10 protein-coding genes are annotated in these 13,566 nt (G+C 62.9%); 1 reads left to right on the top strand and 9 read right to left on the bottom strand.

From position 1 onward, the window contains the following. Positions 1 to 173 precede the first annotated feature (173 nt). The 4 genes from JOD78_RS00625 to JOD78_RS00610 all read right to left on the bottom strand — a co-directional run bounded on the left by JOD78_RS00625 (position 174) and on the right by JOD78_RS00610 (position 5,229). Positions 174 to 1,601: a mannose-1-phosphate guanylyltransferase/mannose-6-phosphate isomerase gene (locus JOD78_RS00625; RefSeq protein ID WP_121039644.1), complete on the bottom strand. Its 1,428-nt coding sequence runs from the start codon at positions 1,599 to 1,601 to the stop codon at positions 174 to 176. Next, positions 1,601 to 2,734: an NDP-sugar synthase gene (locus JOD78_RS00620; protein ID WP_039788631.1), complete on the bottom strand. Its 1,134-nt coding sequence runs from the start codon at positions 2,732 to 2,734 to the stop codon at positions 1,601 to 1,603. The genes JOD78_RS00625 and JOD78_RS00620 overlap by 1 nt, the downstream gene beginning before the upstream one ends. 133 nt (positions 2,735 to 2,867) lie before the next feature. Then, a complete protein-coding gene (locus JOD78_RS00615; RefSeq protein WP_227022622.1) occupies positions 2,868 to 4,028 on the bottom strand; it encodes a WecB/TagA/CpsF family glycosyltransferase in 1,161 nt (386 codons plus the stop codon). Positions 4,029 to 4,038: 10 nt separating this feature from the next. Then, positions 4,039 to 5,229: a glycosyltransferase family 2 protein gene (locus tag JOD78_RS00610; RefSeq protein ID WP_121039641.1), complete on the bottom strand. Its 1,191-nt coding sequence runs from the start codon at positions 5,227 to 5,229 to the stop codon at positions 4,039 to 4,041. A 511-nt stretch (positions 5,230 to 5,740) separates the two neighbouring features. Here JOD78_RS00610 and JOD78_RS00605 point away from each other — a divergent pair. After that, positions 5,741 to 7,144: an Atrophin-1 multi-domain protein gene (locus tag JOD78_RS00605; RefSeq protein ID WP_121039638.1), complete on the top strand. Its 1,404-nt coding sequence runs from the start codon at positions 5,741 to 5,743 to the stop codon at positions 7,142 to 7,144. Between the two features lie 58 nt (positions 7,145 to 7,202). On the opposite strand, the gene JOD78_RS00600 is transcribed toward JOD78_RS00605, so the two are convergent. From JOD78_RS00600 to epsE, 5 genes are all read right to left on the bottom strand, one after another. Continuing rightward, positions 7,203 to 8,618 (bottom strand): O-antigen ligase family protein, encoded by a 1,416-nt coding sequence (locus tag JOD78_RS00600; protein WP_134135227.1) that lies wholly within the window; start codon positions 8,616 to 8,618, stop codon positions 7,203 to 7,205. 78 nt (positions 8,619 to 8,696) lie between these two features. Continuing rightward, positions 8,697 to 10,340 (bottom strand): exosortase B, encoded by a 1,644-nt coding sequence (gene xrtB, locus JOD78_RS00595; protein ID WP_121039632.1) that lies wholly within the window; start codon positions 10,338 to 10,340, stop codon positions 8,697 to 8,699. 30 nt (positions 10,341 to 10,370) lie between these two features. Further along, positions 10,371 to 11,249, bottom strand: coding sequence for a chain length determinant protein tyrosine kinase EpsG (gene epsG / locus JOD78_RS00590; RefSeq protein WP_051156604.1), 879 nt, complete (start codon positions 11,247 to 11,249; stop codon positions 10,371 to 10,373). A 48-nt stretch (positions 11,250 to 11,297) separates the two neighbouring features. Then, positions 11,298 to 12,695 carry a chain length determinant protein EpsF gene (epsF, locus tag JOD78_RS00585; protein ID WP_121039630.1) on the bottom strand — a complete coding sequence of 466 codons (1,398 nt, stop codon included), beginning with the start codon at positions 12,693 to 12,695 and terminating at the stop codon, positions 11,298 to 11,300. Between the two features lie 72 nt (positions 12,696 to 12,767). Then, positions 12,768 to 13,553 (bottom strand): polysaccharide export protein EpsE, encoded by a 786-nt coding sequence (gene epsE, locus JOD78_RS00580; protein WP_039786590.1) that lies wholly within the window; start codon positions 13,551 to 13,553, stop codon positions 12,768 to 12,770. Positions 13,554 to 13,566: the final 13 nt, after the last annotated feature.

The following is a 13,566-nucleotide window of genomic DNA, read 5'->3' as shown; positions in this document are numbered from 1 at the left end:
GAAGAAAGTTGGCGGGAGCACAAAAGAAAACGCCCGATGGCAGCCATCGGGCGTGATGCAGTTTCCTGATGCCACTGCCGGAGAAGCCGGCTGCAAGGCAAAAGAATCAGGGCCTGTTCACCTTGAATCTGCGAGATTTAAGGTGAACAGGCCCTGGTAACGGTCCGGCGACCTCAGGCGCGCTTGTAGACGTCGTCGAAACGGACGATGTCGTCTTCGCCCAGGTAACTGCCCGATTGCACCTCAATGAGGTGCAGCGGCAGCTTGCCCGGATTTTCCAGGCGATGGGTCACGCCGATAGGCAGGTAGATGGACTCGTTCTCGCTGAGCAGGGTGACTTCCTCGCCGCGTGTGACGAGGGCCGAGCCGCTGACCACGACCCAGTGTTCGGCGCGATGGTAATGCATCTGCAGCGACAGCTTCTCGCCCGGTTTGACGATGATGCGCTTGACCTGGAAGCGCTCGCCGGAATCGACGCTCTCGTAGCTGCCCCAAGGACGGAAGACGCGCTTGTGATGGACGTGCTCGGTGCGCTTGGCATTCTTGAGCTTGTCGACGAAGGCCTTCACTTCCTGCACCTTCTCACGATTGGCGACCAGCACGGCATCGTCGGTTTCCACCACGATCAGGTCTTCCACGCCGAGCACCGCCACCATGCGGCTTTCCGCGCGCACCAGGGTATTTTTGACCTGGTTGAGGTGAACGTCTCCGCGCACCACGTTGCCCTCGGCATCCGCCGGCAGCACTTCGTGCAGCGCACTCCAGGAACCGACATCGCTCCAGCCTATGCTGGCGGGCACCACGACCGCGCGCGAGGTGTTTTCCATCACGGCGTAGTCGATCGACTCGGAGGGGGACGCGGCGAAGGCGGCCTCATCCAGGCGACAGAAATCGAGGTCGTTGTAGGCTTTGCTCACCGCCTCCTTGACGGCCGCACCGATCAGCGGACGATGGGATTCCAGTTCGGCGAGGAAATCGCGCGCCTTGAACAGGAACATGCCGCTGTTCCAGTAATAGCCGCCCTGCTTCAGGAAACCGGTGGCAGTCTCCAGATCCGGCTTCTCGACGAAGCGATCCACCAGGAAGTTGCCGGTATCGGCACCGTGGGCGCCACCGCGCAGGATGTATCCGTAGCCGGTTTCCGGCTGCGTGGGCTCGATACCGAAGGTGGCCAGCGCACCCTGCTGCACCGAAGCCATGGCGCGGCGGACTGCCTCATGGAAGGACAGCACGTCCTTGATCACGTGGTCGGCCGGCAGCACCAGCATCACCGCCTCCGGATCGAGGCGCTGCAGGTGCAAGGCGGCGGCGGCGACGGCCGGCGCGGTATTGCGGCCCTGCGGCTCGAGCATGATGCCCAGCGGGCGCACGCCGATTTCACGCATCTGCTCGGCGATCATGAAACGGTGCTCATTGCCGCAGACGATCAGCGGGGCCTGGACTTCCGGCCAGGAACCGACACGCGAGACCGTCTCCTGCAGCATGGTCTGTTCGCTCACGAGCGGCAGGAACTGCTTCGGATAGGCGGCACGCGAGAGCGGCCACAGGCGGGTTCCCGAACCGCCGGACAAGATGACGGGATAGATTTTGGTGATTGACATTAGGTGCTCCTGTTATCCACGCCAGTCCGTGGTTTGAGACGGCGGTCGCGCGCGTCGTTCCACTGCTCGTCCGGCTGATCGGACGTATGCTTCATTGCGCCATCATGGGTGACGCTGTAGGCACCATAGACCACGCTGTCTTCAAAGGTGGTGCCACTGGCTACGCGAGTATACTCGAACAGCACGCTGCGAATGACCTTCGCGCCGCTGCAGATATGGCTGCCATGGCCGATCCAGGCCGGTCCGATGATGGTCGAGCCGGCTGCGATATGAGAACCGGCTCCGATGTAGACCGGCCCTTCGATGGTGGTGCCTTCCCACTCGATGCGGGTGTTGAGTCCGACCCACACACCTTCCTGGATCTGGGTACCGGGCACGTACATCTGCGCCACTTCCCCCTTCAGCACGCTCTGCAGCACCGACCAGAAATCGGTGACGTTGCCGATGTCGATCCAGTTGAAGAAGCGCTTCTGGGCATAGAACGGCAACTGCTTTTCCACCAGCAGCGGGAACAGGTCGGAGCCGATGTCGAAGAACTTGTCCTTGGGGATGAGCTCCAGGGCTTCCGGCTCCATGATGTAGATACCGGTGCTGGCCAGATTGGACAGGGCTTCTTCCTGCTTCGGCTTTTCCTGGAAGGACTTCACCTTGCCGTCGGGCTCGGTCACCACGATGCCGTAGCTGGAGACCTGCTCCATCGGCACCTCCTTGGTGATCACGCTGACCAGCGCGCCCTTGCGGCGGTGCTCGAACAGGGCCGAATGGATGTCCAGATCGATCAGCGCATCGCCGCAGATGACCAGCGTGGTTTCATCAAAGAAGCCGCCGAACTCCTGAATCTTCTTCATGCCGCCTGCCGAACCGATGGGATCCGGGAAGACCTGGCCGTCGTCATCCACATAGCCTTCGAAGGAATAGCCGATGCGCGCGCCGAAACGCTGGCCTTCGCCAAAATAATTCTCGATGCGGTCATGCAGGTAGCTGACGTTGACCATGATGTCCTGGATGCCGAATTTCACCAGGTGCTCGATCAGATACTCCATCACGGGCTTGCCCAGAATGGGAATCATCGGTTTGGGCAGCGCGTAGGTCAGCGGCCGAACGCGGGTCCCCTTGCCCGCTGCGAGAATCATCGCTTTCATGTTTGCCTTTCTTGCTCTATGGAGTTGAATCGAAAAACGGTTGCCCGGCACAGGTCGCGGCACGAAGATCCCTCATGCCGCAGTCCCTCTGTCCAGGACAGGAATAAGGACAGCGGGGACGGCGTCACCGCAAGGGCTCAAGCAAATACTGTGCGCACATCAGCTCGAACTGCCGCCGCAGCGACGCCGACGGGTTGATGATCGCCCAGGGACGCTTGGCAGCCATGCAGGCTGCATACAGCAGGATCAGGGAACCGACGGCGGCGCTGTCGATCCAGGTCAGTTGCGCGCAATCCAGCACCACCGGCCCCGGCCCTTGCGCAGCCTGGGCCAGCAGCGAGCGCCAGCGCCCGATGTTGGGCTGGCCGATGGCACCGCTCAGCAGCAATTCACTGGTGCCATGATCCAGCTTCAGTTCCATGCCGGCCGCATCAAATTGCGCGACGGCAGGCGCCGGACGGCGCGCCGCCCGCGCGGCCGGGATCACGACGCTCCACAGCAGCTTCAGCAGGGTGCGGCCATCATTCCAGTAGCGCCGCCACAGCGCCGGCTCTTCCTTGATGCGCCAGGCCCATTCCAGTCCGGTCTTCTGGACCCAGACCGGAGCACGCGACACGGTTCCGGCCACGAAATTGATCACGGCCCCCAGGTGGCCCATCAGCGGCACCTGCAGGGCATCGCGATTGCGTTGCACCCATTGCTGGCCCTTGCGGGCGGCCAGTGCCACAACGAGGAAATCGGCACCGCTCTGGTTGATCGCCGCGATGGTCTCGGGGCTGCTCATTTCCTCGACCGTGCCGAAGCCGGGGGTTTCATAGCCGACCGCCTGCATGCCGCTGCGGTCGGCGTTGATCTTCTCGCAGGCCAGCTTGGCAACGCCGGGCAAGCCGCCGAAGAAATAGATGCGCATGGGATCGACGCCATTGCGGCCAGCCGTGCTGCGCAGGGCGTCGAACAAGGTCGAGCCGGAGACGCGTTCGGTGAAGGGCAATCCCAGGGCGCGGGCGATCCACACGATGGGCATGCCGTCGATCACCGACAGGTTGCTCTGCAGGACGGTTTCGCGGAACTGCAGGTCTTGCAGGCAGGCGATCACGAAGTTCAGATTGGGCGTGGACAAGAAGCAGCGGCGGCGTTCCTTGCTGGCCAGATGCATGCGCGCGCAGGCTTGCTGCACATCGACCAGGTCGAACGGCAAACCGAGGATGCAATACACCTCGCGCGAGAAATCCGGCCCCGGATCGATCACTGCACCGGGCTGCGCAGCCACTGGCGCGGACGCCACTGCAATAGGCTCATTCAGAGTCACGTTTGGACCTCACCCACTCTACCTGACGATTGAAAAGAAACTTCACATACAACGGCACCTTGCGTGCTACATAGCCCACGGCGCTGAGCAACTGGCGCAGATTGATCACATCGCGCGCAAACCCGGACCAGGCCAGCAGCACCGACGACACCAGCGCGGCCAGCATCAGGCTGGCCAGCCCAAGGGCCGCCGTACCGCCCAGGACCAGCGCGGCCAGCAAGGCCAGCAGCCACGCCACGCCGGTGAGCATGACCAGCAAGGCCAGCGGCGGTACGCTCAGGTCCAGCGCCAGCGCCGCCAGCGCACCATTGCGCAGGCGCAGCGACTGCCGCAGCAGCTTGGGCACATAGGTCTGGATCACGCTCAGATGGCCGTGCTCCCAGCGCGTGCGCTGGGTGCTGACACCGCTTTCGCTGACCGGGAAGTAGCTGTAGACCAGCGCGTCCGGACAGAACAGCGGCGGCTGTCCCACGGTGGCCAGGTCGACACCCAGCTTCATGTCTTCGACGATGTGACCGGTGGCCAGATCGACCCGTCCGATCTGCTGCCAGCCAAATGCCATCCCGGTGCCCATCAGCTGGCAGGGTTGGCCGAGGCGCTGGAAACCCAGGGGCCGCACATGATTCTTCACCACCCACGCAAACTCGGCGATCTTGCGCATCGGGCCGGATTCCTGCGGCACATGCATCAGGTACAAGGCCTGCACCGGACGGCCCGACTGCACCGCGGCGCGGCTGACCGTGTCCAGCGCATCGGGACCCAGGAAGCAGTCCGCATCCACGATGATCACCACGTCGGGCGGATCCTGCGACAGCTGCCGGATGCCATGGTCGAGCGCATAACCCTTGCCGCGCAAGACATCATGAAAGCGTTCCGTGACCTCGGCACCGCTCGCGCGGGCAATGGCAGCGGTGTCATCGGAGCAGTTGTCCGCCACCACCAGCACACGGTCGCCTTGCACCAGCTGGGCACGGATGCCGGCGATGACCTCGGCAATCCCGCCCGCCTCATTGTGGGCCGGCACCAGCACCGCGATGCGCGGACGCAGCGGACTCAGCACCGTCGACCGGGGGCGCGCGAACCGCGCCGCCAGCACCTGCACCAGCAATACCGTCACCGGAATGGCCAGCAGCACCAGGAACAGCAGCAGTATCGTTTGCAATAGTCCTATCAACATCGTCTCTTTCCGTCTCTTCCGATTCAAAATCCTTCATGCGCCCTGCGCCACCAGCGTGCCGCCGGGCGCTGTCCGAAGGCTTCGCCGCAACCACCCGGCTCGCATTTTCACCTGCAGCAGAAGCCACTGGCCCTGGCGCCGCGCTCTCCTGATGAGTTTGGCCAGTGGCACGCAACCGGCAGTCAACGACTTGGTCAGAATGTGCATTTCCACATGGCACCAAACCGGTCTCATCAAGAGTGAAAGCTCACCTTATCTTTCACATTATGCGGCATCCTCCGCACAAATTTGCTGCACTTGCACACATTTTGTTGCTGCGCTTCGAGAGCCCATCAAATGAAAAGTTCGCATTCAACCTGGCCTGAGCTTTCAGCTTTTTTTACGCCATGAACAGCGACAGGCTCGCTATACTTTTCAGGGGCACCGAACCGTTGGGCGCTTTGTGCGTCAGACTGATTCCCAAGGCAGCATCTTGCCCTGCGGCACCACCACTACTTCATAGGAAATGCTCATGCAACGAAAATTCAGCAAGCTACGCCAAGCCCAGTTATGTCTGGCGCTTGGATGCACAGCCCTGGCCAGTGCACCGGTCTGGGCTCAGGAATGGGGCAGCTACCTCAAACCCTTCGCTGCGGATTCACTGTGGAACAGCCGGCCGGTCAATCCCACTTTTTCCAACGACGTCATCCCTACATCGACCTATTCGCCGCTGATCACCAACGGCGATTACTCGACCGGCGTGTTCCTCGCCAGCCCGAATGATCCGGCGGTCACCGTGACCGGGCCAACCGGCAGCAACAGCCTCAAGATCGCTGACGAAGAGGTCTTCCGCGACATCACCATTCCCCACTGGCCGGCCGCGACCAAGCCGGGCCCGGGCGGCGATGCTCACGCCGATATCGCGGACCCGTCCACCGGCATCATCCATTCCTTCTGGGGCCTGAAACAGCAGGACGGCAAATGGACTGCACGACTCTACGCATGGACCAAGATGAACGGCACCGGCTGGCCTGATCCTGCGCATTACTACCAGGGCGCGCGTGCGGCGGGCGTTCCTGCTTCGGCCGGGCTGATCCGCATCCACGAAGCTGCCGCCAAGCCGGAGTACTATCCGCACGCGCTGGCCATGACGATGACCTACAACGGCCTGAGCGCCAAGCCTACCTACGTTTTCCCGGCCACCTCGGCCGACGTCAATGCGGCGAAGGTCAACAGCGGTCCATTCCCGGAAGGCGCGCTGATGATGCTGCCGCCTTCCTTTGACACATCCAAGATCACCAACGAAGAAGTGCGCCGCATCGCTGAAACGCTCAAGCGCTACGGTGCCTACGTCATCGACGCCAACGACGGCACGCCCTTCGCCATCTTTGCCGAGATCGGATCGAGCGCCAATCCTTCCCCGGGCGGCTGGAATGCCACCGTCTCCAACGAACTGCAAACCATCCGTGCCGCCCTGCGCCGCGTGACCGGGGCCAGCGGCTGGATCGATGGCAACGGCAAGGCCTTCACGCCCAACCAGAATCTCAACCTGCTCTCCATGCGCGGTGCCTGGACCCTGCAAGCCGGCAGCGGCCAGGCCACCTTCGACTCGTGGCAGCAATCGGTGGTGATCTCCGGCGCCAGTGCTTCCACGATTGCCGTCAATTACTCCAATCGCGGCATGCAGCCGGTCGATTGGGCCAAGCCGGTCATGGGTGCCAAGTACAAACTGACAGCGCGTGCCACAGGTGGCGGCAAGCTGCGCTTGACCATCTATGACAAGCTGGTCGGCAAGGTGGTCACCGACTCCGGTTACCTGGCCAATGGCCAGAGCACGACCTTCGTCTGGAATGCCAACACCCCGCAACTGATCATTTACGCGCAGAGCGGCGGCGCTTCTTCGACCGTCGGAGCGGAGCTGATCAAGGCCGAATAACGGCCAGGCCGCTGCGGTGGGCTGCACCTGCACGGCGCAGCCCACCCATCATGGCCCCTCAGGCAGCAGGGGCTGCGGGCAGGCGCGACGCTTGACCCGCCCTTTCCTTATCAGCCGGCCGTCCATTCAGATAGAGCGACCAGCCCATGCCCATCGCCATCCAGAAATACCAGTTGAACGCCAGATAGCTGAGCATGTTGTCGGAGGCCGACACGACCAGATATTGAACCAGTGCGCAAATCAGGATGCCCGCACCCAGCCGATCCCTGGGATAGAGCCGCAGCAGCGCCCGGAAGGCCTGATAGAACAGCACCAAGTAGGCGACCAGCCCGATGACGCCAATATCGAAAATCAGCTGGACGAACACATTGTGTGCCTTCCACTCGAAGTTGCCTGACAGCGGGAAGAACACGTTCGAGTAGTAACCGAAGGCTTCCACGCCATAGCCCGTCAGGTAGCGGCTGGGCGACATCCAGTTCAGCGCGCTCTCCCACAGCAGCACGCGCCAGGCGAACGAATTGAGCTTGGCGTAGTTGCCTACCACCGTACCGCCTCCGTCCAGATCCATGATCCGCTGTTGCACGCTGGGGATCAGCAAGGACAGGCAGCACAGCACCAGCAGGTAGATCAGGTAGCGCCGTTCGAACATCAGCCCGTACAGAACGAACAGCACCAGAACCGCCGCCCATGCACTGCGCGTCTGAGTCAGCAGCAGCAAGACCATCAGCACGCCCAGATAGCCCGTGAAGGCAAAGCGCTGCAGCTGGCTCAGCTTGAAGGTCGGGCTTTTCAGGACGTACAGACCCAGAGAAATGATCAGGGTCAGGTAGAAGGCCAGGATGTTCGGGTGCGTAAAAGTACTCTGCAGGCGGAAGCCGCCGGACACGCCACCGGCCATCGCCACGCTGACCAGCCCGTAGATGGCGGGAATGACCGACGAGCCGATCATCAGGCGCACCATGAAGCGGAAGTCATCCTCGGTGCGCACGATATAAAACGCGCAGACGAACACGGCAAAGTAGGAGCACAGCGAGAGCGCGGTTTTCAGGCCAACGGCAGCATTGGGCGAGACCACTACGCACACCGCCTCCCATGCCAGGAAGATCAGCCAGGCCACGGCCGCCTTGCGCGGCAGCAGGCGCGGCCGCTCGATGAAGAAGAGCAGCGCGATCAGAATGATCAGGGCATTGATGGCCCCGCCGAGGCCGGCACCGCCGCCGCCGGCCCCTACCCGCGTGGACTCCAGCACGACGTCGCCGGAGGCGCGCAGCAGCAGGATCAGCAACAGCAGCAAGCGCTTGTTGAAGACGAAGATGGCGCCCAGCAGGAACAGCGCCGGCACTGCCGCCAGACGTCCGACGCTGTCGCCCAGCAAGGTTGCCGCCACCGGCAGCACCATGCCGACCAGCACGGCCACCATGACGCCGGCTGCCAGGATGAGCAGCTGGGTCAAGTCCAGATTGATTTTTCTCATTTCATTGTCCTTCGCTGCAAGCCGAGCTTGCCCGTTGCGCGACTGCTGAACATTCCACGCCGGTCATCACCCAGGCGCTCACGCCGGCACCAGCAGGCCGGGGTTGGCCGCACCCACGGCTGACTGCAGGTCTTCCAGGAAACGCTGTTGCAAGGCGAACTCGTCGGCCTGCGATGCTCCCTCTTGCACCAGGGTGGAGGCGCGCACCAGGATGCCATCGGAGATCCGGCCGGCCATGCCGTCTTCAAATATCTTCAGTCGTGCGGCCAGGCCACCGTTGGGGAATCCATCGCCGATGCGCACCCAGTAGGTGACCGCCTCGACCCGGTTCTGGCGGGATGCAACGAAGCGCGAGCCCATGACGGGCTGGCTGCCCGCCCGCACCGGGATGGCGACCCGCTCCTTGCCGCTCAACACGAATCCTTGTGCCACATAACAGACTTCGGGCAGGTGGATCTTCACGTCCTGGGTCTGCTCCTTGGCGTAGGCCAGCGCCAGCATGACCATCTGTCCCTGGCTGTTGACGTAGGTGCGTCCAAGCACGTCGTCGTAGGGCTGGTCGGTGCTGCGGTCAGTCCCATCCTCCAGACCCACGTTGACTTGCAGGAACGGCGACGGCACTTCCTTCCACTGCCCGAACTGGGTGGGAATGACGGTAGCAAAGTTGCCCTTCTTGACGACGTTGACCTCACGCGGCACCAGCAACTGCACCAGGCCCACCGAGACCACCATGGCGATCACCACGGCAATGGAGAGCCGCAGGTTCATGGAAAACTGCGTGGTGTCCTGCGCGGCCGCAGCGGCGCGCTGGCGCGGCACGGCCTCGGGCGCCGGCAGCCCGCGCCAGGCCGCATGGCGCACGGCAATCCAGCGCAAGAGGCTATCCAGCGCGATGATCAGGCCCAGTGCCACGAAGAACAGCAGCATCCCGGCGAACCCGTGCAGGAAGCCCTGGCCGGCGGCATCGCCAAGGTAATAGGTGATCAGGGCCAGCACCATGACGCGCACCGTATTGGCCGTGAAGGAAATCGGAACGATCAGGACCGCCAGCACCAGATTGCGGAACAGCGACTGGTGACGCACCAGGTTCATGTACAGCAAGCCGAGCGCTTCCAGGGTGAACAGCGAGTTCAGCCCGGCGCAGGCATCGGCGACCAGCAACTGGTAGGGGCCGATGTAGAGAATCACGCCGCTGCGCGCGATCGGATAACCGAACTGACGCAGGATCAGTTCGGAGGCGTAGGAGACGCCGATCTTGAGCGGCTGGGTGAGCAGGTCCACGACCGAGGCCGGTAGCGGCACCATGAACAACATGAAGAAAAAGGCAAACCACAGGCGGCGGCAGGTACGGATCCCGAACTGCAGCAACACGATGCCGATCAGGATCGGGATCAGCGATCCCGCTTCCATGAAGAGCACGGTCTGCGAGCGGCCCAGCACGAAACACAGCAAGCCCAGCAACAGGAACACCATGCCGGCGATGGGTGCCGGACGGCGCTCGATGAGCCCGTCCTGATGCAGCTGGCGCACCCGCACGAACAGATAGCAACACGCGACGGCCAGCACGATCGGGCCGTGCGCATTGCGCTCGGTGCCCCACACGCCATGGAACAGGTCAATGAAACTGGGGACGTACATGGCCGCCAGGCCCGCCGCCACCACCAGCCAGGGCAGGCCGGAGAATGGCTGTTGACGCATGGGGCGCAGGGTCTGGGCAGTCATCTTGCAGTTCTCGTCAGGAGGGTCGGGAGATCAGAACTCGTTGACGACGCTGCCGACGACGGCCACGTGTGCGCTGGTCAGGTTGTCGGTGAGCGTACGGACGGCCGAGATGTGGGTCATGTTGGTGCGCACTACCACCAGGCTGGCACCGGTGCGTGCCGAGATCATGTTGCCGTCGGCATACTGGCCGCCAGACGGGGTATCGACCAGAATCACATCGAAGTCCTGTACCAGGTCGCCCAGCAACTGCGTGAAGTTGGGACGGCCCAGCAATTCCTGCGGATTCGGTGGGGTCGGACCGGCGGGCAAGACCGACAGGTCCAGCAGATCCGGCACGCGCTGGAGCGCATCGGCCGCGCTGCAGCGGCCGGCGATCACGCCCGACAGGCCGTTGCGGTTATCCAGGCCAAACAGCTCGTGCTGGCAGGGCTGGCGCATGTCGGCATCGATCAGCAAGGTACGCTCGCCCAGCTGCGAGAACACCACGGCCAGATTGGAGGCGATGAAGCTGCGCCCTTCCCCGCTGGCCGGGCTGACGATGGACAGCGCCTTGTGCTTGCCGTCGATGTCGAACCAGCGGACCATGAGCTGGCTGCGCAAGGCACGCAGGGCTTCCACCTGTTTGCTGAACGGATTGTAGGCCGCCACCACCTTCTCGCTGACCTTGCTTTCGCCTTTGAGAAGATAGGGATAGTCGAACTGGCGCGACAAGGCCTGATCGATATCGGACTGCGTCAGCAAGCCGAGCTGGATGGCGGCGTCACCGAAGCGCATGCCGCGCTCGCGCTGCAGACGCAGAATGCGTTCCGCATTCTCGGGAGTCAGCTTGCCGCTGTCGACCAGGATGGCGCCGATGGAGCGGTTCGGCAGCGAGGTGCCTTCAGTGAATGTCAACGTTGCTGTAGTCATGTTATTCCCGCGGTATCTGTTTTTATTGGCGATGAAAACGGGCCCGGATCAGGCAGGCTTGCCGCGTCCAAATCCGAAGCGGCGGCGAGACGAGCTTGTCACCGGGCGAGTGATCGAACCCAGCACCGGCAGCCCCAGCTCTTCCACCAGGTCCTGCTCGGAACGTACCCGGCGATTGGTCAGCTCCAGGCCCAGCGCAGTCATCACGCCAAGGATGCCGCCGACGAACACGGCCAGGATCAGGTTGATGAGGATGCGCGGGCTCGACGGATTGACCGGCGGGACGGCGGCCGACAACAACGAGATATCCGACTGGTTGGACTGGCCTTCCAGGCTGGTCTGGGCGAAGCGCTGCGAGGTCATCTCGTAGGCGCGCTGGGCGCTTTCCAGTTCACGGCTGAGCACGGCGAGTTCGTCACGGGTGCGGTTCATCTCCAGCACCTTGCGTTTTTGCGCTTCGAAATCGGCGCGGATCTCGGCTTCGCGCTTGGCCAGGATGGTGGCATTGCCGCCCACCGAGGCGGAAATGGCGGCGCTCGCATTAGCCAGCTGCGCGCGCAATCCATCACGCTCGGCCTTGGCCGCCAGATAGTCCGGGTGGTTCACGCCCAGACGCTTGGAGGCTTGCTCGAAACGGGCTTCCGAGATGGCCAGGTTGGACTTCAGGGTCTGGATCAGGCCGCTGGCATTGACGTCCGGCGATTCGGCAGCGCCACCGGCCTTGGCCTGGCGGCTGCGAGACTGCGCCTCGGCCAGGGCCGACTGGGCCATCACCAGCTGGGTCGACAGGTCGTTGAGGCGGTTGTTTTCGACATCGGTACGGGTGTCCAGATTGGTGATGCCATGCTCTTCCTGGTACTTCGACAGCTTGGCTTGCGCCTGCTCATAGGCATCGCGCAACAGCTTGGTCTGGTCGTTGAAGTAGGACGACGCCTTGCGGGTCGGGTCCAGTTTCAGCTGCATGCTGACCTGCTGGTAGGCGGCCGCGAAGGCATTGGCCACCAGTGCCGCAAACTGCGGATCATCAGCGCGGAAGGTGATGTCGATCACGCTGCTTTCCTTGGAGGCCACCGCATCCAGTTTTGCCAGCAGCACGCCGGCCAGCCAGTTGCGGATATCCATATCGCCATGATTCTGGGCGTCGAAGGCAGCCTTGACCGCAGGCTGTTGCGCCAGTTTCAGGTTGTCCACGACAGCCAGTGCCACCGACGGGCTGTTGATGATGGCTACCTGGGTCGGCATGAAGCCGGGCAAGGCCTGGGGCGCGACCACCAGGCCGGTCACCGGATCGGAGGCCTTGTAGTTCAGTACCACCGACGAGGTCGCCTTGTATTGCTTGGACTGGGTCAGGCTGATACCGAGCGCCACCAGAACGGTGATCGACAGGATCAGCAGGATCACCCGCAGGTGGGCCTGCAGGATCAGAACAAATTGAGAAAGATTCATGGGATCACGCCTCCTGGTTGGCGTTTGCGATAGCAAAATGGGAAATCATGTGCGTTGCAGCCGGGTGCCGGATCAGAACCAGCTTTCCTTGACATAGACGACGTCGTCGGCCTGCAGCGGGTCGTCCTTGTTCAAGTGCAGCTCCTCCAGCTTGCCATCCACCTGGCGCTTGACCACCAGCCCGCGTTCGGTACCGCGCTGGGTCAGGCCGCCCCCCACGGAGAGCGCCTGCAGCAGCGTGGTGCCGCGTTCCAGCTTGTACATGCCCGGACGCTGCACTTCACCGTAAATGTAGAAACGCAGCGAACGCTCCACATAGATCACGTCATTGGCTTGCACCTCCGGCAGTTCCGAGGTGTCGCCGCTGTGCGTGATGCTGTAGATGTCCACCAGCTGCTTGCTGACCGCACCGCCGTTCTTGCGTACGATGGTCACGGCGTCGCCGCCATCAGGCGTCACGCCACCGGCCAGCGCGATGACGTCCGCCACGTTGCGCTTGCCATCCAGCGGGTAGCGTCCCGGCTTGGACACCTGTCCCAGCACAGACACCATCTGGCTCTGGGGAACGGTGACCAGAATGTTCACCTGCGGGTTGACCAGATAGCCGCCCTTCTTGAGCAGACCGGCGATCTTGGTCTCGGCCTGGGCGGTGGACAGGCCACCAATCTTCACTTCGCCCACCAGCGGGAAGCTGATCACGCCGGCTTCGCTGATGCGGGTCTCCAGGCTGAGGTCATCGCTGCCATAGACCTTGACGCGAATCACGTCGCCCGGCCCGAGCAGGATATCGTCGGCCTGCGCAAGCAGGCTCACGCTGGACAGCATCAGACCGATCAGCAGGAATACTATTTTTCTCATCATCGTCATTACT

The sequence above is a fragment of the Herbaspirillum sp. 1130 genome, from assembly GCF_017833835.1.
GTDB lineage: Bacteria > Pseudomonadota > Gammaproteobacteria > Burkholderiales > Burkholderiaceae_D > Herbaspirillum > Herbaspirillum huttiense.
The sequence above is the reverse complement of the archived record's forward strand: the minus strand, read 5'-3'. Positions and strand labels throughout refer to the sequence as shown.